18 protein-coding genes are annotated in these 19,866 nt (G+C 65.2%); 10 read left to right on the top strand and 8 right to left on the bottom strand.

The features are described 5' to 3' along the window. Positions 1–180: 180 nt before the first annotated feature. The 3 genes from benC to benA are packed head-to-tail and all read right to left on the bottom strand — an operon-like array spanning position 181 to position 4,910. Positions 181–2,937 carry a benzoate 1,2-dioxygenase electron transfer component BenC gene (gene benC / locus ABZW74_RS12820; RefSeq protein ID WP_355276637.1) on the bottom strand — a complete coding sequence of 919 codons (2,757 nt, stop codon included), beginning with the start codon at positions 2,935–2,937 and terminating at the stop codon, positions 181–183. An 8-nt stretch (positions 2,938–2,945) separates the two neighbouring features. Next, positions 2,946–3,479: a benzoate 1,2-dioxygenase small subunit gene (benB, locus tag ABZW74_RS12815; RefSeq protein WP_355276635.1), complete on the bottom strand. Its 534-nt coding sequence runs from the start codon at positions 3,477–3,479 to the stop codon at positions 2,946–2,948. 6 nt (positions 3,480–3,485) lie between these two features. Beyond that, positions 3,486–4,910, bottom strand: coding sequence for a benzoate 1,2-dioxygenase large subunit (gene benA, locus ABZW74_RS12810; protein ID WP_355276633.1), 1,425 nt, complete (start codon positions 4,908–4,910; stop codon positions 3,486–3,488). Positions 4,911–5,141: 231 nt separating this feature from the next. Between benA and ABZW74_RS12805 the strand changes: the two genes are divergently transcribed. The 4 genes from ABZW74_RS12805 to catA are packed head-to-tail and all read left to right on the top strand — an operon-like array spanning position 5,142 to position 8,369. Then, positions 5,142–6,041, top strand: a complete 900-nt coding sequence (locus ABZW74_RS12805) for a LysR family transcriptional regulator (protein ID WP_240861506.1) — start codon at positions 5,142–5,144, stop codon at positions 6,039–6,041. Beyond that, positions 6,038–7,150, top strand: coding sequence for an enolase C-terminal domain-like protein (locus ABZW74_RS12800; RefSeq protein WP_240861504.1), 1,113 nt, complete (start codon positions 6,038–6,040; stop codon positions 7,148–7,150). The genes ABZW74_RS12805 and ABZW74_RS12800 overlap by 4 nt, the downstream gene beginning before the upstream one ends. Positions 7,151–7,154: 4 nt before the next feature. Then, entirely contained in the window at positions 7,155–7,439 is a 285-nt protein-coding gene (gene catC, locus ABZW74_RS12795; protein ID WP_240861503.1) for a muconolactone Delta-isomerase, read from the top strand. A gap of 57 nt (positions 7,440–7,496) precedes the next feature. Next, entirely contained in the window at positions 7,497–8,369 is an 873-nt protein-coding gene (catA, locus tag ABZW74_RS12790; RefSeq protein WP_355276630.1) for a catechol 1,2-dioxygenase, read from the top strand. Positions 8,370–8,672: 303 nt separating this feature from the next. Here catA and ABZW74_RS12785 read toward each other — a convergent pair whose 3' ends face one another. Both ABZW74_RS12785 and ABZW74_RS12780 read right to left on the bottom strand, forming a co-directional pair. Continuing rightward, complete coding sequence (locus ABZW74_RS12785; RefSeq protein ID WP_240861500.1) at positions 8,673–10,259, bottom strand: AAA family ATPase; 1,587 nt, start codon at positions 10,257–10,259, stop codon at positions 8,673–8,675. A gap of 50 nt (positions 10,260–10,309) precedes the next feature. Beyond that, on the bottom strand, positions 10,310–11,455 hold the full coding sequence (locus ABZW74_RS12780; RefSeq protein ID WP_355276649.1) for a metallophosphoesterase: 1,146 nt from the start codon (positions 11,453–11,455) through the stop codon (positions 10,310–10,312). A gap of 34 nt (positions 11,456–11,489) precedes the next feature. Here ABZW74_RS12780 and ABZW74_RS12775 point away from each other — a divergent pair, with 34 nt between their 5' ends. Further along, complete coding sequence (locus ABZW74_RS12775; protein WP_355276628.1) at positions 11,490–12,323, top strand: sulfurtransferase; 834 nt, start codon at positions 11,490–11,492, stop codon at positions 12,321–12,323. 18 nt (positions 12,324–12,341) lie between these two features. On the opposite strand, the gene ABZW74_RS12770 is transcribed toward ABZW74_RS12775, so the two are convergent. Next, a complete protein-coding gene (locus tag ABZW74_RS12770) occupies positions 12,342–13,055 on the bottom strand; it encodes a DsbA family oxidoreductase (protein WP_240861497.1) in 714 nt (237 codons plus the stop codon). 107 nt (positions 13,056–13,162) lie between these two features. On the opposite strand from ABZW74_RS12770, the gene ABZW74_RS12765 reads away from it, so the two are divergent. Further along, positions 13,163–14,683, top strand: coding sequence for a long-chain fatty acid--CoA ligase (locus ABZW74_RS12765; protein WP_355276626.1), 1,521 nt, complete (start codon positions 13,163–13,165; stop codon positions 14,681–14,683). On the opposite strand, the gene ABZW74_RS12760 is transcribed toward ABZW74_RS12765, so the two are convergent. Further along, positions 14,680–15,129, bottom strand: coding sequence for a MarR family transcriptional regulator (locus ABZW74_RS12760; protein WP_355276624.1), 450 nt, complete (start codon positions 15,127–15,129; stop codon positions 14,680–14,682). The two genes, ABZW74_RS12765 and ABZW74_RS12760, sit on opposite strands and share 4 nt — an antisense overlap. A 119-nt stretch (positions 15,130–15,248) precedes the next feature. Between ABZW74_RS12760 and couN the strand changes: the two genes are divergently transcribed. The 4 genes from couN (at position 15,249) to ABZW74_RS12740 (ending at position 17,874) form a co-directional block, all read left to right on the top strand. Further along, the gene (couN, locus tag ABZW74_RS12755) at positions 15,249–16,163 is read left to right on the top strand and encodes a 4-hydroxyphenyl-beta-hydroxyacyl-CoA dehydrogenase (RefSeq protein ID WP_355276622.1); all 915 of its coding nucleotides are present in this window, start codon (positions 15,249–15,251) and stop codon (positions 16,161–16,163) included. Next, positions 16,163–17,056 (top strand): 4-hydroxyphenyl-beta-ketoacyl-CoA hydrolase, encoded by an 894-nt coding sequence (gene couO, locus ABZW74_RS12750; RefSeq protein ID WP_240861487.1) that lies wholly within the window; start codon positions 16,163–16,165, stop codon positions 17,054–17,056. Before couN ends, couO begins: the two co-directional genes overlap by 1 nt. Before the next feature lie 11 nt (positions 17,057–17,067). Next, a complete protein-coding gene (locus tag ABZW74_RS12745; protein WP_240861484.1) occupies positions 17,068–17,547 on the top strand; it encodes a MaoC family dehydratase in 480 nt (159 codons plus the stop codon). Positions 17,548–17,622: 75 nt separating this feature from the next. Next, positions 17,623–17,874, top strand: a complete 252-nt coding sequence (locus ABZW74_RS12740; RefSeq protein ID WP_355276620.1) for an FAD-binding protein — start codon at positions 17,623–17,625, stop codon at positions 17,872–17,874. Between the two features lie 311 nt (positions 17,875–18,185). On the opposite strand, the gene ABZW74_RS12735 is transcribed toward ABZW74_RS12740, so the two are convergent. After that, positions 18,186–19,838 (bottom strand): ABC-F family ATP-binding cassette domain-containing protein, encoded by a 1,653-nt coding sequence (locus tag ABZW74_RS12735; RefSeq protein ID WP_355276618.1) that lies wholly within the window; start codon positions 19,836–19,838, stop codon positions 18,186–18,188. Positions 19,839–19,866 lie beyond the last annotated feature (28 nt).

The following is a 19,866-nucleotide window of genomic DNA, read 5'->3' as shown; positions in this document are numbered from 1 at the left end:
TAGTGCCGTGAATCAGAAATTCGTTGCCGGTTCCGCCGCCCAGCTGGCGCCTCGCTTCGTTGGCGTCGTCGCAGGTACAACCAGTACCTGACTCCTCCGCCGCCTTGCGATGCATCCAACTGGTTCGCCGGACCCAGCAGCGAATTTCTGACACACGACACTATTGCGGCGGGTGTCGACTTATCCGAGATCGCCGCCCGCGACCGGCAGGACAGTCCCGGTGATGTAGGACGCCTCGTCGGAGGCCAGGAAGCAGATCGCGGCCGCCTGTTCGTCCAGTGTCCCGTACCGCTTGAGCAGTGACGAGTCGATGGTCTGGTCGATGTGGGCCTGGAACCACCGCGATTCGATCTCGTTGCGCGGTTCCGGAGTTCCCCGCGAGATCCGGCGTGGCGGCGCTTCGGTGCCGCCGGGCGCCGTCGCCGTCACCCGTATGCCGTGCTCGGCGTACTCGACGGCCAGCGACGCGGTGATCGCATTGATGCCGCCCTTCGCGGCCGAGTACGGAATGCGGTTGATGCCGCGGGTGGCGGCCGACGACACGTTGACGATGACGCCGTCGCTGCGTTCCACCATGCCCGGCAGGACCGCGCGGCACATGTACAAGGTCGTCATCAGCGAGCGATCGACCTCGGCGCGGATCTCGTCGTCGGTGAACTCGGTGAACGGTTTGAAATTGATTGCGCCGCCGACATTGTTGATGAGCACGTCGACGCGACCGTAGGCCGCCAATGCCTGCTCGACGATCGAGGTGGCACCGGAGTAGTGCTCGAGATCAGCATTGACCGCGAGAGTCCTGGTGTCGGAACGGAGTTCGTCGGCGAGCTCGGAGACCAGATCGGAGCGGTCGGCGAGGACCAGGGTTCCGCCCTCGGCGGCGATGCGACGCGCGGTCTGGGCGCCGATGCCCTGAGCGGCGCCGGTGACCACGACGACCTTCCCGGCGAATCGGCCGGGTGTCACGAATCGTGGTCGGCGTGAGGCGAGTTCGTCTGCCATTGCCCGGCGCATGGTCTGCTTGGAGCGGTCGGCGTGTGCGGTGATCAGTGCCCGCGCCTTGTCGCGGTCGCCGGATGCGAAGGCCTCGACGATGTCGACATGGTCCTGGGCGCAGAGTGGATGACACCAGGTGGCGTTGCGCAGCACCTCGCCCATCCGGCCTTTGACTCCGAGCGCCGAATACGCCTCGAGCAGATGACTGTTGCCGGTCAGCGTGAACAGGTAATCGTGGAAGTTGGCATTGGTCTCGGTGTATTCGGCCGCGTCGACAAACCGGTCGCCGGCGACGAACGGCATCGTCGCCTCGGCGAGGAGCCGGTATCCGGTGAGCTGTCCGGTGGTCAGGCGGCCGAAGGTGAGTTCGAGGGCGCCGAGTTCCAACGCTGCTCGTGCCTCGAACAGCGCGTCGGATTCGTGCACGCCGGGGTGCTCTTCACCGATCTGGTAGCCCTGCGAACCTACCGTCGTAGGGGCTGCTGCGGCAATCGGTTCGGTCACCGCAGGTGCGACGGGCGGTTCCGGCGCCGCGAGCGGTTCGGTGTCGGTCGGGGTGAACACTTCCTGCCCGGCGATTGCCCGGGCCGGATGCGGCAGCAGTGTTCCGTCGTCGGCGTCGAGAGTTCCCGCGGTCGCGTCGGCCGTCCAGACCTGCTGACCGGCTATGCGCAACAACGAATCCCCGTCTAGCGTGGTCGAGACCGATGCCGCCAGCGGGTCGATCTCGGCGCTCGGCAGGGTCATCTGGCCGGCGATCGCGCGAGCATCCGGTGAGGTGAGGAGTTCCTCGACAACAGTCTCGGTGGCGGTGGGTTCGGCCGTAACCGGTGCAGCATCGTCGACGGGCGCATCCTTAGGTGCACCGGCGAGGGCGAATTTCTCGTAGTAGAAACCGGTGGGCTCGATCCCGGCGTCGGCGATGTGCGTGCGCACCGACTCGACCATCGGCGGCGGCCCGCACAGATAGACGGCGACATCTCCGTCGTAGAGATGTTCGTCGCGGATCAAACTCATCACGTAACCCTGGTTGGGCGCCTTGGTGTTCGGGTCCGAGACGCAGTGGTCCCAGGTGAGTCCGGGCAGCTCGGAGGCGAAGTATTCGATCTCGTCGATGGCCACCAGGTCGGTGTCGGTGGAGACGCCGTAGATGAGATGCGCCTTGCGCGGACTGTTGTCGTCGTGCAGTTTGCGCAGCATCGACAGAATCGGGGCCAGACCGGTTCCACCGGCGAGAAGCAATACCGGACGTGAGGATTCGCGGAGGAAGAACGACCCGTGGGGTCCGGTGAAGCTGATCGCGTCACCGACCCGTGCCCGTTCGGTGAGATAGGTCGACATCACCCCGCCCGGGGTCAGCTTCACCAGGAACGTCAGCCGTTCCTCGTGTGGACCGTTGGCAAAGGAGTACGAGCGCGTCAGCGGATTGCCTTCGCCGTCATCGGTTCCCGGGACGGCGAAGTTGACGTACTGTCCGGGCAGGAACGCTAGGGCGCCGCGATTCTCGATGTCGACGCTGACACGCACCGTCGACTCCGACAGGCGTTCGAGGTCGACGAGTTTGCCGTCGAACGTGGCGGCCTGGGTCTTGGCGATGTCGGAGGTGGCGGCGATCTGCAGCACCAGATCGGATTTCGGCTTCATGCAGCAGGGCAGCGCGTAGCCGTCGGCCGACTCCGACTCGCTCAGCGCGTCCTCGATGTAGGTTCCGCCGTCGTACTCACCGGACTCGCAGAACGCCTTGCAGGTTCCGCACGCACCGTCGCGGCAGTCGAGCGGGATGTTGATCCGCTGCCGGTAGGACGCGTCGGCGACGGTCTGATCGTCGCGGCAGGTGATGAACCGGGTGACGCCGTCCTCGAAACTCAGCGCGACTTGGTGTGTCGTCGCGTCGACCGGCAACGGAGCTCCCGAACCGGCCGACCGATCGGTCGTGACTGTCATGACATACCTCAGAAGTGGTAGATGTCCACCACGTGGTGGATGTAGTCGTTCTTCAGGACCACGGTCTTGCGTCGGATCAGGGGCTGGTCGCTGGAGAAGTCGATCGTGTAGAACGACGTACCGTAATACGGATCCACCGTGTTGTACCGGAAATACATGGTGTGCCAGTTGAATCGGACGTCGACGAGGTCGCCGCGCCGCTCGATGACCTCAACGTTGCTGATGTTGTGGCTGGTCCGAGGCTCGGGAAGCGATGTGGCCGAAGAACGTTCGGTACGGATGCGGAAGACCCGGTCTTCCAGGCCACCCTTGTTGGGGTAGTAGATGAGCGAGATCTCGCGTTGCGGGTTCTCGACGAGCCGGTCGCGATCGTCCCACGACGGCATCCAGTAGACGACGTCGTCGGCGTAGCATTCCAGCCACTTCTCGAACTCGCGGTCGTCGAGGTAGCGGGCCTCGCGGTAGAGGAACTGCTCGATCGCGTTCTGCGTGATCAGCTTGTTCGATCCGGTGGCGGTGGGGGTGGGCTGGGTAGTAGTCATCGGAGGTCAGTTCCCTTCTGCGCCACACTGATCGGTTGCCGCTTCTTCGGCTTCCAGGGCGGCCTGCATGGTGGTGAGCCAGTAGCCGTGCTGGATCGGGTACAGGCCCTCGTCCTCGTTCTTGACGCCGGACGAGATGACACCGGACATGTCCAGGGATTCGGCGACCTTGTCGGGACCGGTCAGCCAGTGCTCGGCGCCGCGGCTCATGTCGTTCCAGGGTGCGGCCTGCGCACGGAAGGTCAGCTGGCAGGACCGGAACTCTTCGAGATCGTCGGGGGTGGCCATACCGGAGGCGTTGAAGAAGTCCTCGTACTGCCGGATGCGATGTGCACGAGCCGCATCGCTCTCACCCTTGGGTGCGATGCAGTAGATGGTGACCTCGGTCTTGTCCGGCGCGATCGGCCGGAAATGCCGGATCTGCGTGGAGAACTGGTCCATCAGATACACGTTGGGGTAGAGGCAGAGGTTGCGTGACCCCTTGACCATGAACTCGCCCTTGGCATCCCCGAACTTCTCCTTGAGAAGATCCATCTTGTCCCACAGCGGGCGGTCTTCGGGGTTGGCGGCCATCGTCCACAGGCACAGGTGGCCGTTGGGATAGGACCAGTAGCCACCACCGGACTTGCCCCAGCTGCCGGCGTCGAGCGCCTTGGTGTCGTTCTTGGATTCACCGGTGTTGCGCCGCGACGTGGTGGCGGCGTAGTTCCAGTGCGTCGCGGTGACGTGGTAGCCGTCGGCGCCGTTCTCCGCCTGCACCTTCCAGTTGCCGTCGTAGGTGTAGGTCGACGATCCGCGTAGCACCTCGAGCCCGTCGGGGGACTGGTCGACGAGCATGTCGATGATCTTGGTGGTGTCGCCCAGATGCTCACTGAGTTCTACGACGTCGGGGTTGATGCTGCCGAACAGGAAGCCCCGATAGCTGTCGAAGCGGGGCACCTTGGTCATGTTGTGTGACCCGTTGACGTTGAACGTCTCCGGGTATCCGGCGTCGTCGGGATCCTTGACCTTCAGCAGGGTGCCGTCGTTGCGGAACGTCCAACCATGGAACGGGCAGGTGAGCGTGGTGCGGTTGTCGGTCTTGCGACGGCAGATCATGGCGCCGCGGTGTGCACACGCGTTGATCAGGCAGTGCAGCTCGCCGTCCTTGCCGCGGGTGATCACCACGGGCTGACGGCCGATGTAGGTGGTGAAGTAGTCGCCGGGTTCGGCGACCTGGCTCTCATGCGCGAGGTAGAGCCAGTTGCCCTCGAAGATGTGCTTCATCTCCAGTTCGAAGATCTCGTCGTCGGTGAAGATCCGGCGGTTGGCGCGGTACACGCCGGCGTCGCGGTCGTCGATCACCGCATCCGACAGAACAGACGAGACGTGGCCGAGATGGGCCGGCAGGGGGGTGTGGGCCTGCGTCGGGCGGGGCAAGGAAGTGGTCATGTGCAGAGTCCTCCTATGGGCTGTCTCTTGCACACTGACACTTTGTGCTGCCGATCACACTAGGTAAATACCTAGTCCCGGACACGAGTCCTATTGATCGTCACAATCGATCAATAACGCGAAAACAAGTCCTTGTGCGTTATGTATCGCGGTCTTACCGTGAAAGCACGTGTCGCGCGTCACACTAGGTGGTGCGACGGCAGCCACAGCCCCCATCGGAAGCCGGATCACATGGAACTGCGTCATCTCCGCTACTTCGCAGCGGTGGCCGAGACCTGCCATTTCGGGCAGGCGGCTGCGCAACTCCACGTCGCGCAGCCGGCGTTGTCGTATGCGATTCGCCAGCTCGAGGCCGAACTGGATGTCGCGCTGTTCACCCGCACCACGCGTCGCGTGACCCCGACAGCCGCCGGCGAGTTCCTCTACGACGAGGTTCAGCGCATCCTCGCCGGTGTCGACGACGCGGTGCGCGGCGTCCGGCGAATCGCTGCGGGTCGCAGTGGTCTGGTCCGGCTCGGTCTGACCGGTACCGCAGCCTTCTCGCATCTGCCGCGCATCGTGCGCGCGGTGAACCGTGAACTTCCCGACGTGGGTGTCGCCATCCAGGCCGACATGCTGACCCCGGCACAGTGCGACGCGCTTCGCAGCGGTGCCATCAACCTGGGGCTGCTCCGGCCGCCGTCGGTGGGCGACGACATCGAGGTGCGCACCCTGGAGGCCGAACGTCTGGTCCTCGCGATCTCCGCCGACCACCGGCTCGCCGTCGAACCGGTTGTGTCGCTTTCGGATCTGCGCAACGAGTCGTTCGTCATGTACGGAAGTCGCGATTCCGCGGTCAACGAAGCGGTGCTGCGCAGTTGTCGCGCCGCCGATTTCGTGCCGCGCCGCGACCACGAGGCCCCGGGTACGGCGGTCCTGCTCGCGTTGGTCGCCGCCGGCCTGGGTGTCGCCGTGGTCCCGGCGTCGGTACGCGCGCTCCCCATCGACGGCATCGTCATCCGCGACCTCGCGGACGCCGGGACCATCGAGCTCGCCCTTGCCCGCCGCGCCTCCGAAGACAATCCCGTCGTTGACGCGGTCATCGAGATCATCGAGGCCGAATTCGTCTCAGTATCAGGAGATCTGCTGTGAAGATCACGAGAATCGAGGCGATACCGTTCGCCATCCCGTATCGCAAACCGTTGAAATTCGCCTCGGGCGAAGTACGCACGGCAAGTCACGTGCTGGTGCGTGTGCACACCGACGACGGCATCGTCGGAGTCGCCGAGGCACCGCCCCGCCCGTTCACCTACGGCGAGACGCAGCGGGGGATCATCGCGGTCATCGAGGACGTTTTCGCTCCGCAGCTGGTGGGTCTGACCCTCCTCGAGCGCGAGGAGGCACATGAACGGCTGGCGCGCACCATCGGCAATCCGACCGCCAAAGCGGCCATCGACATGGCGATGTGGGATGCGCTGGGGCACACCCTGAATCTGTCGGTGACCGACCTGCTGGGCGGGTTCACCGATCGGTTGAAGGTCAGCCACATGCTCGGCTTCGACGAGCCGTCGGTGATGGTGGCCGAGGCGCAACGTATGCGAGACACCTACGGCATCAGCACATTCAAGGTGAAGGTCGGCCGCAAGCCGGTGACGCTGGACACCGCGGTGGTGCGGGCGCTGCGCGCGCACTTCGGCAACACCGTCGAACTGTATGTCGACGGCAATCGCGGCTGGACCGCCGCCGAGTCGGCACGTGCGATGCGCGAGATGGCCGATCTCGACCTGCTGTTCGCTGAGGAACTCTGCCCGGCCGACGACGTGGTCGGCCGTCGCTGGCTGGTCGAGAAGACCGACGTCCCGTTCATCGCCGACGAGTCGGCTCCGACCCCCGCCGATGTCACGCGCGAGATCCTGGGTGGTTCGGCCACCGCGATCAACATCAAGACCGCTCGCACCGGGTTCACCACGTCGCGGCGCGTCCACCATCTCGCCGAGGGACTCGGGATCGAGGTGGTGATGGGCAATCAGATCGACGGTCAGATCGGCTCTGCCTGCACCCTGGCGTTCGGGTCCGCTTTCGCATCGACATCTCGTTACGCCGCAGAGCTTTCCAACTTCCTGGATATGAGCGACGATCTCCTGGCCGAGCCACTGCAGATACGCGACGGCCATCTGCACCGCCTGCCGGGCAACGGAATCGGTATCGCGATCGATCCGGACAAACTGGCCCACTACCGCATCGACGAAGGCAGGAGCTGAGGACATGCTGTTTCACGTACGGATGGACGTCAACATTCCTCACGACCTCGACGCCGAGGTCCGCGCGGACACCGTCGCACGGGAAAAGGCGTACTCGCAGGAACTCCAGCGGGCCGGCAAATGGCCGCACATCTGGCGGATCGTCGGCGAGTACTCGAACTTCTCCATCTTCGATGTGGAGGACAACAACGAATTGCACCAAATCCTCTCCGGATTACCACTTTTCGCCTACATGACAATCCGGGTGACCCCCCTGGCCACCCACCCATCGGATATCGCTGCGGGCTGAGCAGGCCCTCACCCGCAGTGTCAGCCCCCTGGCCTAGAAGATAAAGGAGTACCCATCATGAGCACCAGCTTCGATTCCGAGGTGACCGCCAAGGCCGCCGAGTCGGGAGCCAATGCATCGGCCCAGTTCGCCGAGCGCATGGCCGCGGCCGGCGCGCGCCCCGGTGTCGTCGACACCCAGCGCGTCAATTACCTTGCGTCCAAGGTGATCAAGGGCATCAACGACATCGTCCTCGAGGACAAGGTCAGCTACGAGGAGTACAACGCACTCAAGGCGTGGCTGATCAAGGTCGGCACCGACGGCGAGTGGCCGCTGTTCCTCGACGTGTGGATCGAGCACTCGGTCGAAGAAGTGGCCAACGAGCATCGCGAGGGCAGCAAGGGCACCATCGAGGGGCCGTACTACATCGGTGGCTCACCCGAATTGGACTGGAACGGCACCATTCCGATGCGCGACGACGAGCCCGGTGACCCGCTGGTGTTCTCCGGTCAGGTGCGTGCTGTCGACGGCACACCGCTCGCCGGCGCGAAGATCGAGCTGTGGCACGCCGACGACCTCGGCTTCTACTCGCAGTTCGCCCCGGGCCTGCCCGAGTGGAACCTGCGCGGAACCTGGATTGCCAACGAGGACGGCAACTTCGAGATCCACACCCTGCGTCCGGCGCCCTACATGATCCCCACCGACGGTGCCTGCGGCCAGCTCATCGAGGCCGCCGGCTGGCACCCCTGGCGTCCGGCCCACCTGCACTTCAAGGTGAGTGCGCCGGGCCACCAGCTGATCACCTCGCAGCTCTACTTCCCGGGCGATCCGCACAACGACGACGACATCGCGTCGGCCGTGAAGCCGGAACTCATGCTGGACGTGAGAGACAACCCGAACGGTGAAGGCTTTGTCACCGTCTACGATTTCGTCCTCGACCCCGAGGCCTGAGGATTCTGCTGGTCAAGTAGCCCTGAGCGCACGTTCTGCTGGTTGAGTAGCCCGGAGCGCACGTTCTGCTGGTTGAGTAGCCCGGAGCGCTAGCGTAGGGCGTATCGAAACCCGGTGAGATGACGATGTCCGTAACGACTTTGGTTGCTGACATCGTTGACTCGCCGGGTTTCGATACGCGTCGGGCGGTTCCTGAGTAGCGAGCTTGCGAGCGTATCGAAGGGCGCAAGCTCGCACGTCGCTACTCAACCAGCAGATGGCTGGGCGCAGGCTTGTTAGTCGCTACTTGGCCAGCAAGATCGTTCAGCGCTGCGACGGCGGAAGGTAGTGCAGCCCACGGAAGGCGGCACTGCTGGCGAACACCGACGCGTCGAGTTCGGTACCGCGGTGGCGCGCCATTCGGAGTGACAAGCGCAGTAGCATCTTGATGTCGCGCGGGGTGATGCCGGGGAAGCCGCCGACCAGGTCGTCGAGGAGGTCTTCGTCGAGGACCACGTCGTTGCCCGCGGCAAGGATCTGCCACACCTGTCGGGCGTCCTTGGGGCCGGGCGGCTGGTACTCGATGACCGCAGCGCACCGCGCGAGGATGGCCTCGTCCACTCCGTCGATGCGGTTGGTGGTGAGGAACAGCAGGCCGTCGAAATACTCGAGGGTGCGCAGGAATTCGGCGACGATGGCGTTCTGGCCGAGGTCGAGTCCGCGTTCCATCACGAACACGTCGGCCTCGTCGAGGAGCAGAACCGCATCCCAGCGCTTTGCGCGATCGAAGATGACTTCGAGGTTCTTGCGCACCAATTCGGCTGTGATTCCCAGTGATCCGGAGTGAATCGAGTACAGGGGGCGGCCGGTGACCTCCGCGTACACCTCGGCGGTGAGCGTCTTGCCCACGCCGGGGCGGCCTTTGGCGAGGATGACGTTGCCCGCGGACTTGCCGTCGATGATGTCGCCGGTGAACACCGAGATGTCGGTGGTGAGGATGTTGAGGAGTTCGCGCTGCTCGTCGGGCAGGACGAGTTTGTCCTGGAGGTGGGCATCGTAGTCGTACGGCGTGAGGTCGCCGGTGTTGACGTCCAGAAAGTCTTGTGCGCCAAGGTCGAACACTCGCACCGCGGTGATCACCGGTACGGGACCGTACTCGTTGCCGTCGGTGCCGTCGAACAGGGTCGAGGGAGCGACCATGCGTAGGGCCGCGATCTCCCCGGGCGCGACGTCGTGGACGACTTTTCGGTTGTCCCGCTTGTTCGGCGAGCGGTAGTCGTCGGCACGGATGATGCAGCCGGTGAATCGGTATTGCTGGCCGAAGCCGTCGTCGATGATCTTCTGATAGACGTCGCGGCGAGACTGATACTCGGCCTTGAGTTCTGGGGTCTCCTTGTAGGCGCCGGCGGCAAGCAGGATGTCTCCCGGCGTCTTGCCGACGATCTCGGTTTCCTCGAAGTACAGCACCCGTGGTTTGCGCGACGGGCGTTTCACGGTGGCGTTGTCGGCCTCCATGGTGAACTTGATCCGCGGGCCGTGTGTGCGGTCGCCGTGTTCGGCGGTGATGTCCATGATGAGGTACGGGTGCAGATAGCCGTCGGACTCGCGGACGTACAGCCATCCGTCGATCAGGTCGTGCAGCAGAAAGCTGCGGAAGATCTCGCCCGCGGCGTCGATGTGAGGCACCACCGGGAAGTGCCCGGCGCGTGCCGAGACGATCGCGGTCACGGCACGCGCGAACGAGTCGTCGTGTGGCTCGGACGTCGCGATCAGATCGGCGAGTGCCGCGTCGGTGAGATCGCTGTCCGCGATGCCGATTTCGGGTGAACGCCACGATTGCGCCTGCCGTCGGACCGCAGCGAGATCGTCCGACGAGGTGGCGGCGACCAGTGCGGTGGGAGCGACGAGCACTCTTCCAGGCTATCGACCTGTGTTTGCGGATACCAGGACTGAATTCGGTCTCACCCAGACATGGTCTTTATCAATGTGATCTCGGGCGGGGCCGCGACCCGAACCGGTGGTCCCCACGCCCCCGCGCCGCGCGTCGTGTACAGCACGGTGTTTCCGACTCGGTCGAGTCCCTGCAACGAAGGTTGTTGGAGGGTGACGAGATAGCGGATCGGCCACATCTGTCCGCCGTGGGTGTGACCCGAGATCTGGAGATCCACACCGAGATCCGATGCCTCGATGGCCTGGCGCGGTTGATGGGCGAGCAGCAGCACAAAGCGGTTCGGGTCTCGTCCGGCCAGTGCTGCGGGCAGGTCGGGTTCGTACGGATCGGGTGCCGTGTAGTCCTGGATTCCGGCGAGATCGATCGCGGCCCCGCCCCTTTCGATGGTCACCCGCTGATTTCGGAGCGTGTGGATGCCGAGGCGGTCCCACACGTCGAGCCACCGACCTCCGTCGTCGGCGTAGAACTCGTGGTTGCCGCTGATGCCGAAGACCCCGAGCGGCGCGGACAGGTCGGCGAGTGGCTTGAGATCGTCGGCAACGTAGTGGATGGTTCCGTCGAGCAGGTCCCCGGCGATCACGATGAGATCGGGGCGTTGGGCGTTGACCTGATCGACGACGCGTTGCGTGAACGCTGCACCCCGGGACGGGCCGACATGGAGATCGGAGATGACGGCGATGCGCATGCCGTCGAACTGTGATGGCAGCCGCGGCAGCGTGATGTCTACGTCGACCACGCGCGGGCGAGCCGCTTCGACAAGCCCGTACGCCACCGTGCCCAGAGACACGACGACCACAAGCGCGGTCGCGATGCGCATCGCCGTCAGTCGGCGCCGGTCGAAACTCTCGTTCGGTTCGGCTCTGCCCAACCGTCGGACAATACGCACCGCGAACGAGACGAGGCCGATGACCGACAACCCGAGGAAGAGGTAGAAGATCACCGCGAGCCACGTCATCCCCACGAATGCGGGGGCACGGACCCAGCGCGGATCGAGCAGTGACCCGGAGGCCGCCCCGACCACCGCGAGCACCCACAGCAGCAGGAGTGCGACGTCGGTGACCGACGACCACGGCGCGGGCATGCGCGTTGCGCGCACCAGGCGCCGGTGCAGCCAGAACGTGATCAGCGCGAGCACCACTGCCGAGAATGCCGCCATCACCCCGTCGACGATATATGTCTAGTCTTCACCCATGGCAGACCTGCTGGTGAACGCACCCGACCTGGCCGAGACGATGCTGTCGCCGACCCCACCGGTGGTGCTCGACGTGCGGTGGCAGCTCGGTGACAGCAATGGCCACGACCACTACCTCGACGGCCACATTCCCGGTGCGATCTATGTTGACCTCGACACCGAACTCGCTGCCCCGCCGAGCGGCCCGGTGGGGGGTCGGCACCCACTGCCGAATATCGATGACCTGCAAGCCGCGGCACGACGATGGGGAATCGACGACGGCGTTCCGGTGGTGGTCTACGACGACAACGGGAACCTTGCCGCCGCGCGCGCCTGGTGGCTGCTGCGTTGGGCGGGCATCGCCGACGTGCGCATGCTCGACGGTGGTCTGGGTGCGTGGCAAACGGCGGGGCTGCAGACGTCGCGTGGTGATGGCGGGACTCCGCGAGCCGGAAACGTGACCCTGCAGGCAGGTGCGCTGCCGACGGTCACCATCGATGAGGTGGCGAGCTCCGCAGGCATCCTGCTCGACGTCCGTGCCGGCGAACGTTACCGCGGTGAGGTCGAACCGGTCGATCCGCGCGCGGGCCACATTCCCGGTGCGCTCAACGCGCCGACCGTCGCCAACCTGGACTCCGACGGCCGATTCCGGGAGGCAGGTGATCTCCGAAAAATGTTCGCCGAGTTGGGGATCGACGCGGCCCCCGACGTCGTGGTGTATTGCGGCTCCGGCGTCAACGCCGCACACGCGATCGCGGCGTTGGAGATCGCCGGCTACCCGGCGCGACTCTTCCCGGGGTCGTTCTCGCAGTGGTCGTCGGACCCGGACCGGCCGGTCGAGACGGGTGCCTGACGCTGCCGACTCCGTGGGTCAGCTCTGCGGCACCGCGCATCCGTCGGGCCCGCATTCGGCGTCGGCCGACGCCCCGACGACGACGGGACGATCGGCGGCAGCCATGGTCAGCGCACGCTCGAAGACCTCGGTGGGCTGGGCACCCGAGACGGCGTATTTGCCGTCGATGACGAAGAACGGAACTCCGGTGACGCCCAGTGCCGCGGCCTCTTGTTCGTCCTGCCGGACGTCGTCGGCGTAGGCCTCGGGATCATTCAGGACCGCGCACACCTGCAGTTCGTCCAACCCGGCTCCGACGGCAACTGCGACGAGTCGCGCCCGATCACCGAACAGGGGTTCTGTCTCGCCGAAGTTGGCGGCGTACAGCGCGTCGAGCAGGTCTTCCTGCTTGCCGACGGCGAGTGCGTGATGCAGAAGCCGATGCATGTCGAAGCTGCTGCCGAAATCCCGACCGCTCGTCTGATAGGGCAGGCCGAGTTCGGCGGCCTGTGCACCGACGCGTGCCTCGTTGGCCCGCGCCTGGTCGAGGCTGATCCCGTACTTGGTCGCGAGGTGATCTTCGACGGAGCCGGAGGTTCCGGGATCCAGCGTCGGGTCGAGTTCGAAGGACCGATGCACCACAGCCACGTCGTCGCGCCCGGGGAACTCCGACAGGGCGTCGAGGAAACGCTTCTTACCGAGATAGCAGAAGGGGCAGTTGATGTCAGTCCAGATGTCGACGGTCACGCTCATGCGAGGTGCAACCGGGTGAAACCTCGAATTGTTCCGAGGGGTATTCGTTGACAATCTCAATGATTGCAAAGTACAGTGATTGCACCCACATCGGCGGAGGAGTCACCGTGAAGAATCAAGGCGTCGGAACCTGGCCCCATCGCGCGTCACGGCACGCTCCGGAGGCGACCGCGATCGTCTTTCGTGACGTCGAAACCAGCTACCGGGACCTCGACGATCGGGTGACGCGGTTGGCCCATGCGCTGGCCGGGATCGGCGTCGGCCGCGGTGATCGGGTGGCGCTGCTGAGTGCGAACCATCCGTCGTACCTGGAGGGTCTGTTCGCCGCCGGCCTGCTCGGCGCGATTCTGGTGCCGCTCAATGCGCGGCTCACGGGGGCGGAGGTGGCCTATGCGCTGAGTGACTCGGGTGCGCGCGTCCTCATCCATTCCGCCGGCCTGGCCGAGGTCGCCACGAGGGCCGCGAGCGAAGTGGGCACCGAGCATCGTGTGGTGGTGGACGGTCGGCCCGACGGAGATGCGCTTGCCTACGAGGACATCATCGCGGCGGCGAGCTCTGAACGCATCGACATCCCGGTCACGCACGACGATCCGTGCTTCATCATGTACACCTCCGGAACCACCGGAAGCCCCAAGGGCGTGGTCCTCACGCATGGTGGCGTGACCTTCGCGGTGATGAACCCGATCGTCGACCTCGACCTGTGCAGCGATGAGGTGTCGCTGGTGGCCGCGCCGCTATTCCACACCGCCGCACTCAATTACGTCTCGCTGCCCACGATCCTCAAGGGCGCAACGGTGATCATCGAAGAGGGTTTCGACGCCGCGCGAGTGCTGCGCGTGATCGAGGATCGTCGCGTGACCTATTCGTTCGGCGTGCCCACCATGCTCGACGCGATGAGTGCGCATCCGTCGTGGCAGCAGACCGATCTGATGTCGATCCGACGCTGGATCGTCGCCGCCGCACCGGTGCCGCCGCGCACCTTGCACACTTTCGCCGAGCGTGGGGTGGCGCTGTGCCAGGCCTACGGTCTCACCGAGACCGGTCCCGGCGCCCTGGTGCTCAAACCAGCGCACGTGGCGCAGAAACTCGGGACGGCCGGGATGCCGCACTTCTTCACCGATGTCCGGGTGGTGAACTCCTACGGTGAGGAGGCCAAGCCGGGCGAGCGCGGCGAGATCCTGATCCAGGGACCGAATGTGATGCGGGAGTACTGGAATCGACCCGACGCCACCGACGCGTCGTTCACCGAGGGTGATTGGTTCCGGTCCGGGGATGTCGGGGTGCGCGACGACGACGGCTACGTCGCGATCGTCGACCGGCTCAAGGACATGATCATCTCCGGCGGGGAGAACATCTATCCGGCGGAGATCGAGGCGGTGATCCTCTCGTGCCCCGGCGTCGAGGGCTGCGGCGTCTTCGGCATCCCCGACGACAAGTGGGGTGAGGTCGGCTGTGCTGCAGTCACTCTCGAGGAGGGGGCGGCACTCACCGTCGAGGAGTTGCAGACCTACCTCGCGGATCGGCTGGCGCGCTACAAGATCCCGAAGTCGCTCATCGTGGTAGACGAGATCCCCCGCAACGCAACGGGAAAGATCCGCAAGGACCGTCTGCGCGCCATGTACGCCTAGTCGTCGCGCGCTGCGCGTTCGGGGAAGCTGAACCGATACAGTGCCGCCCGCAACGCCTCGCGCACCTCGGGGTCGATGTGTGCGAGTTCGTCGGCGGCCACCTTGGCGCTGGACTTCCTTGCGCGAGTGCATAGCTCACGTCCCGCTGGAGTTGCGGTGATGAGTCTGTTGCGGCGGTCGTCGGGGTCGGCTTTGCGCACCACCAGTTCACGGTTCTCGAGTTCGTCCACGAGCGCGACGATCTGGCTGGGATCGAGACCGACGTCGGAGGCGAGGCGTCGCTGAGTGATGCCGTCCGGTTCGTCGCAGACCGCGGCGAGTGCGCTGTAGGCGCGAACCTTGAGTCCGAGGATGGCGAGTTCCCGGTTGGTTGCTTTGACCAGTTGGGCTCCCGCGCGCGAGATGAGGAACCCGATGTCCTCCTCGAGGATGCGTCGCTTGGCCATCGGCCCTCCTTCCGGGCGAAGAATAGCAGACCGTCAATCATTGACAATCACAACGATTGAAATGTACAACTAAACCCAGATTCGATCGCAGAGGATTCGATCACAGAGGAAGTGAAGCCATGGATCTCAACGACAAGGTCGCCATCGTCACCGGGAGCGGACAGGGTCTCGGCCTCGCGTACGCCACCGAGTTGGCCGCACGCGGGGCCGCGGTCGTCGTCAACGACGTCCACGACGAAACGGCCGCGAATGCGGTTGCCCAGATCGAGGCCGCGGGTGGCCGGGCGGTGGCCGTGGTTGCACCGGTCGGCAGCACCGAGACCGCTCAGGCCCTGGTGGCCAAGGCCGTTGATGCATTCGGGCGTCTCGACGTCATCGTCACCAACGCCGGCATCCTGCGCGACAAGGTGCTGTGGAAGATGGCCGACGACGACTTCGACGCGGTCCAGAACGTTCACGTCCGCGGCACCTTTACTTGTGTTCGCGAGGCCGTTCTTCAGTTCCGTGAGCAGGGCGAAGGCGGTCGGATCATCTGTATCGGGTCGCCTGCGGGTCAGCGTGGCAACTTCGGCCAGACCAACTACTCGGGCGCCAAGGCGGCGATCGTGGGCATGGTGCGGACCTGGGCGATGGAGTTGCGCAAGGCGGGCATCACCGCCAATGCGGTCTGCCCCGTCGCAGCGACCGCGATGACCGAGACCATCCCGTTTCTCGCGCCCTACATCGAGGGCATGCGCAACGGCGAGCCACTGCCCGAGATCATCCGCCGCGACGTCGGGATGGGTACGCCCGAGGATGTCGCCGGGGTCATCGCCTTCCTCGCCTCCGACGCGGCCGCCGACGTGACCGGGCAGGCCATCTCCGTCGGCGGTGACCGGCTCGCGCTGTGGTCACATCCGCAACTGACCGCCACGGCGTACCACGAAGGCGGGTTCGACGCCGACGCGGTGGCGGCCCAGTGGCCGCTGACCTTCGCCGGCGAGCTCGAATCCGTGGGCGAGGAATTCCCGGCCCAGCTGACGGGAGCCAAGTGATGAGTGCGCGATACGAATTCGGCATCGACTTCGACGCGATCGAGGCGATCGACTTCCACACTCACGTCGAGATCGACGGATGCGGGCACCGGTCGATGGACGACGAACTGATGGCCGCGTCGGAGAAGTACTTTCGCTCGGGCGAAGAGCGCACCCCGACAATCGAGTCCATCGCCGACCACTACCGCGAACGCAACATGGCCGCAGTCGTTTTCACCGTCGACGCCGCGTCGGCCTCGGGGCACACGCCCAACAACGTCGAGGAGATCGCCGAGCGCGCAGCCGAATTCAACGATGTGCTGATCCCGTTCGGGTCGGTGGACCCGTGGCAGGGCAAGGCGGCGGTCCGCCGAGTGCATCGCCTCGTCGAGGAGTTCGGGGTGAAGGGCTTCAAGTTCCATCCCAGCATGCAGGGCTTCGAGCCGAACGATCGTCGTTTCTATCCGATCTACGCGGCGATCGAAGAGGCCGGCGTGCCCGCGTTGTTCCACACCGGTCAGACCGGCATCGGCGCGGGGCTACCGGGCGGGCACGGCATCAAGCTGCGGTACTCCGATCCGATGCTGCTCGACGACGTCGCCGCGGACTTTCCGTTCCTGACGATCGTGATGGCGCATCCCGCGGTGCCGTGGGTGGACGCGCAGATCTCGATCGCGACCCACAAGGCCAACGCCTATCTCGATCTCTCCGGGTGGTCGCCCAAGTACTTCCCGCCCCAGCTGGTCAAGGCCGCCAACACGATGCTGCGTGAGAAAGTGCTGTTCGGCTCCGACTTCCCGGTCATCCAGGTCGACCGCTGGCGCAAGGACTTCGCCGCCCTCGACATCAAACCGGAAGTGGCGCCGCTGATCTTCCGCGAGAATGCGTTGCGAGTCCTGGGAATCACGAAATGACGGAGGTAAACATGACGAGCACCGAGGCGAGTTCGACTCAGGTGGCGGGCACGGCCGATCTGGAACCGCTGCTCGGAACCCAGCTCGGGATCAGCTCGTGGCTGACGGTGAGTCAGGAGCGGATCAACACCTTCGCCGACGCCACCGGTGACCACCAGTGGATTCACATCGATCCCGAGCGCGCCGCCAAGGAAAGCCCCTTCGGCGGTCCGATCGCGCACGGGTACCTGACGCTGTCGTTGATCGTGCCGATGTTCGGCGAGGTGCTCACCGTCGAGAACCTGAAGATGGGCGTCAACTACGGGCTCAACAAGGTGCGTTTCACCAACCCGGTGCCGGCCGGCGGCAAGATTCGGCTGGTGGCGACCCTGAAGTCGCTCGAGAAGCTACCCAAGGGTGGCGTCCAAGTGGTGGTCGATGGCGTGATCGAGTTGGAGGGGAACGAGCGTCCCGCGGCCGTCGTCGAAGCGGTGTATCGATACTTCGACTGACGCTTCTGCTGTGATGTCGACGATGATCGTCGGCGTCGACGAGCGGTAAACACGACGCTGGACCAGAATGGAACGGTGTTCCAGATCTACGGGCCGATTGCGTCCGCCGCTGACGTCGCAGGTCATGTCGCCGTCCGCGACGAGGCGGGCGCGGCGATTCCCGGTCTGTTCGCCGTCGGCGAGGTGATCGGCGCCGGCGCGACGTGCGGCAACAGTTTCTGCTCCGGCATGCTCGTCACTCCTGCACTGACCTTCGGCCAGTTGCTCGGGGAGCGTTTGGGGGTCGAGTCGGTACAGGAGGGCGGGCGCGCTGGTCCGAACGGGTGAAATCGCTGCCGACATCTGTCGAGCGCAGCCTCATTCGAAGAGTCCCATCCGCTGCCTGAGGTGCGACGAGCGCTAGCGAGGAGCCTCGAAGGCCTGGTGACCGTCGCTACTTGGTCGACGAATTGCTCTGTCTCACCAGCCCTTCGAGGCTCTCGGCTAGCGCCTCGAGCACCCTTCGAGACGCTCGCAAGCTCGCTCCTCAGGGCGACGCCTCAGGGAGCGGAGGTGAGGCGGTGTGCGTTGTTGGGCCCGCGCGGAGGCTCCGGGCCGCATCGGAGGTGAGGCGGTGCGAGTTGTTCGGCTCGAGCACCTCAACCCTCAGTTGACGACAACGCGAGGTGCGGCCACTCGGCGACGTCCCGGAGCAACTGGCGGTCGTGCGTCGACACGACGACGGCCGCGGGAGTCGCTTGCAACGCCTCGGTGAGTTCGTCGACGAGCGGGATCGACAGGTGGTTGGTGGGTTCGTCGAGCAGCAGGATGTTGGGGCGCGCGGCGAGTGTCATGGCGAGTTCGAGTCGACGCTGCTGCCCCATCGAGAGGTCTCCGACCAACTGTTCTTCCTCGTCGGTGCGCAGCAGTCCCAGTGAGGACAGGTCGATGGCGTCGTCGTTGCGGATCACTCCGTACAACCCCAACCGGTCGACGTGCTCGCGATAGGCGTCTGCTGCTCGAAGATGTTGCGGCAGTGTCGATTCTTGATGTAGATACCCGACGCGAGCCAGGTCGCTCACATCGAGAAGGCCGGTGCAGTTGGGTATTTCGCCGGCAAGTACGGAGAACAGTGTCGACTTGCCGACGCCATTAGGGCCGACGACCACCAGTCGTGTTCCGCCGGACAGTCGCACAGTGACGGGCGTGGTGAGTCGTTGGTACACGGTGATCTCGTCGGCGCTGAGCAGTAGTTCGTCCTCGGGTACTGCCAGTTCCGGAAAAGTCAGGGCCAGTGGTGGTTCCGGTGTCAGGACGGCGTGTTCGTCGAGAGCTTCCTGACGACGGTGGATGTTGCGCACCAACGCGGGTCCGCGGGTGGCCCGTTGGTGCTTGCCCGTGCCCTTGTCGGGACGCCACCCGGTTTCCAGCCGGTCCTGCGCTGCGGTGAGGTCGTCTTCGAGCCTTGCCCGCTCGGCCTCCTCGTGTGCGAATCGTTGTGTCCACCGGGCGCGTTCGGCATGGTGGCCGCCGACGAAGCCCGCATAGCCGCCGCCGTAGACGCGGGGCCGCCCGTCATAGGACGGATCGAGGTCGATGATCGTCTCCGCCACGTCGGACAGCAATGCGCGGTCGTGGCTGACGATCACGACACCGCCCGCCCAAGCGCCGATGCGTTCGGTGAGGAACTCGAGACCGCTGCGGTCGAGATGATTGGTCGGCTCGTCGAGCAGGAGGAAGTCGGCGTCACCGCCGAGCAGACATGCCAATCGGACGCGATAGCGTTGCCCGACCGACAGTCCGGCCAATGGAAGATCCCAGTCGTGTTCGGCGTCGAGGGCGGCCAGCGCGATCGAGACGCGCCGTTCCGCATCCCACGCGTCGAGAATCTCCGCGCGGTGCAAGGCATCCGCGTAGTCGTCCGCTGCACCGTCGAGGTCACCGGCGAGGGCGACAGACGCGTCGTCGAGGTCGTGCAGGGTTCTGAGCGAATCAGCGATGGCCTCGGCAACGGCGTCGCCGACGGTGCGGTTGTACTCGGTGGTCATCTCCTGTTCGGCCAGACCGATGGTGCCGATTCTGGTCACCGAACCCGAATTCGGCGTCAAGGTGCCCGCGAGCACATGCAGGAGCGTCGATTTGCCCCGTCCGTTCTCGCCGACGATCGCGACCCGAGAGCCAGGACTGACGGTCATGTCGACGCCGTGGAGGACCTCGGTCGCGCCGAAGATGACCGACACGTCCGACACCACGATGGACGCCCGTTTCCGTGCCGGGAACGACGGTGCGTCGGCCACGCTTTCGGACGTCATATCCCGACGATAGCGAAGTGCGCCACGC

The organism is Gordonia sp. NPDC003585 (assembly GCF_040610755.1).
GTDB lineage: Bacteria > Actinomycetota > Actinomycetes > Mycobacteriales > Mycobacteriaceae > Gordonia.
The sequence above is the reverse complement of the archived record's forward strand: the minus strand, read 5'-3'. Positions and strand labels throughout refer to the sequence as shown.

Bases quoted from the DNA above. Each gene is read 5' to 3' on its own strand.
- ABZW74_RS12745 (WP_240861484.1), top strand. From the start codon at position 17,068: ATGACGAGCACCGAGGCGAGTTCGACTCAGGTGGCGGGCACGGCCGAT.
- catA (WP_355276630.1), top strand. From the start codon at position 7,497: ATGAGCACCAGCTTCGATTCCGAGGTGACCGCCAAGGCCGCCGAGTCG.
- couN (WP_355276622.1), top strand. From the start codon at position 15,249: ATGGATCTCAACGACAAGGTCGCCATCGTCACCGGGAGCGGACAGGGT.
- couO (WP_240861487.1), top strand. From the start codon at position 16,163: ATGAGTGCGCGATACGAATTCGGCATCGACTTCGACGCGATCGAGGCG.
- benC (WP_355276637.1), bottom strand. From the start codon at position 2,937: ATGACAGTCACGACCGATCGGTCGGCCGGTTCGGGAGCTCCGTTGCCG.
- benB (WP_355276635.1), bottom strand. From the start codon at position 3,479: ATGACTACTACCCAGCCCACCCCCACCGCCACCGGATCGAACAAGCTG.
- benA (WP_355276633.1), bottom strand. From the start codon at position 4,910: ATGACCACTTCCTTGCCCCGCCCGACGCAGGCCCACACCCCCCTGCCG.
- ABZW74_RS12735 (WP_355276618.1), bottom strand. From the start codon at position 19,838: ATGACGTCCGAAAGCGTGGCCGACGCACCGTCGTTCCCGGCACGGAAA.
- ABZW74_RS12770 (WP_240861497.1), bottom strand. From the start codon at position 13,055: ATGAGCGTGACCGTCGACATCTGGACTGACATCAACTGCCCCTTCTGC.
- ABZW74_RS12805 (WP_240861506.1), top strand. From the start codon at position 5,142: ATGGAACTGCGTCATCTCCGCTACTTCGCAGCGGTGGCCGAGACCTGC.
- ABZW74_RS12780 (WP_355276649.1), bottom strand. From the start codon at position 11,455: ATGGCGGCATTCTCGGCAGTGGTGCTCGCGCTGATCACGTTCTGGCTG.
- catC (WP_240861503.1), top strand. From the start codon at position 7,155: ATGCTGTTTCACGTACGGATGGACGTCAACATTCCTCACGACCTCGAC.
- ABZW74_RS12775 (WP_355276628.1), top strand. From the start codon at position 11,490: ATGGCAGACCTGCTGGTGAACGCACCCGACCTGGCCGAGACGATGCTG.
- ABZW74_RS12760 (WP_355276624.1), bottom strand. From the start codon at position 15,129: ATGGCCAAGCGACGCATCCTCGAGGAGGACATCGGGTTCCTCATCTCG.